The sequence below is a fragment of the Lentzea sp. NPDC004782 genome (assembly GCF_040609115.1).
GTDB lineage: Bacteria > Actinomycetota > Actinomycetes > Mycobacteriales > Pseudonocardiaceae > Lentzea.
In genome coordinates this window covers 1,390-2,977 of record NZ_JBEXJN010000147.1, presented here as the reverse complement: position 1 = coordinate 2,977, position 1,588 = coordinate 1,390, and the positions used below count along the sequence as shown (strand labels likewise).

General features: G+C 56.7%; 2 rRNA genes (1 of these 2 cut by a window edge). Both read right to left on the bottom strand.

What is annotated here, in order from left to right:
• Window positions 1-114 (bottom strand): 5S ribosomal RNA (gene rrf, locus ABZV40_RS46290); the annotation flags it as partial.
• Window positions 115-202: 88 nt separating this feature from the next.
• Window positions 203-1,588: ribosomal RNA gene (locus ABZV40_RS46285) — 23S ribosomal RNA — on the bottom strand (it continues 1,351 nt past the right edge of the window).

Below are 1,588 nucleotides of genomic sequence, written 5' to 3'. Positions count from 1 at the left end.
CGGCGGCGACCTACTCTCCCACACCGTAACCAGTGCAGTACCATCGGCGCAGAAGGGCTTAACTACCGGGTTCGGAATGGGACCGGGTGTTTCCCCAACGCTATAACCACCGAAACACTATGGAAATATCAACCAGCACCCCGCGGGGCGCGACCGGTTCTGGTTGTTCTCCCAGAACCGCACAGTGGATGCGTAGCGTCTTCGTAACAAGTCCTCGGCCTATTAGTACCAGTCAGCTCCAACCGTTACCGGTCTTCCACCTCTGGCCTATCAACCCAGTGGTCTAGCTGGGGGCCTTAACCCACAAAGGGTGGGATACCTCATCTTGGAACGAGCTTCCCGCTTAGATGCCTTCAGCGGTTATCCCTTCCGAACGTAGCCAACCAGCAATGCTCTTGGCAGAACAACTGGCACACCAGCGGTCCGTCCGTCCCGGTCCTCTCGTACTAGGGACAGCCTTCCTCAAGTATCCTACGCGCGCGGCGGATAGGGACCGAACTGTCTCACGACGTTCTAAACCCAGCTCGCGTACCGCTTTAATGGGCGAACAGCCCAACCCTTGGGACCTACTCCAGCCCCAGGATGCGACGAGCCGACATCGAGGTGCCAAACCATGCCGTCGATATGGACTCTTGGGCAAGATCAGCCTGTTATCCCCGGGGTACCTTTTATCCGTTGAGCGACCACGCTTCCACAAGCCATGGCCGGATCACTAGTTCCGACTTTCGTCCCTGCTCGACCCGTCAGTCTCACAGTCAAGCTCCCTTGTGCACTTGCACTCAACACCTGATTGCCAACCAGGCTGAGGGAACCTTTGAGCGCCTCCGTTACTCTTTGGGAGGCAACCGCCCCAGTTAAACTACCCACCAGGCACTGTCCCTGATCCGGATCACGGACCGAGGTTAGACATCCAATACGACCAGAGTGGTATTTCAACGACGACTCCACCAGCACTGGCGTGCCAGCTTCACAGTCTCCCACCTATCCTACACAAGCCGAATCGAACACCAATACCAAGCTATAGTAAAGGTCCCGGGGTCTTTCCGTCCTGCCGCGCGTAACGAGCATCTTTACTCGTAATGCAATTTCGCCGGGCCTGCGGTTGAGACAGTCGAGAAGTCGTTACGCCATTCGTGCAGGTCGGAACTTACCCGACAAGGAATTTCGCTACCTTAGGATGGTTATAGTTACCACCGCCGTTTACTGGCGCTTAAGTTCTCAGCTTCGCCCCGAAGGACTAACCGGTCCCCTTAACGTTCCAGCACCGGGCAGGCGTCAGTCCATATACATCGTCTTGCGACTTCGCATGGACCTGTGTTTTTAGTAAACAGTCGCTTCTCGCTGGTCTCTGCGGCCGTCTCACCCTAGCCTGCAAGAGGCTTCAAGCGCTACGGCCCCCCTTCTCCCGAAGTTACGGGGGCATTTTGCCGAGTTCCTTAACCACAGTTCGCCCGATCGCCTCGGTATTCTCTACCTGACCACCTGTGTCGGTTTGGGGTACGGGCCGCATGAACACTCGCTAGAGGCTTTTCTCGGCAGCATGGGATCACTCTGCTTCGCCTCAATCGGCTACGCATCACGTCTCAGG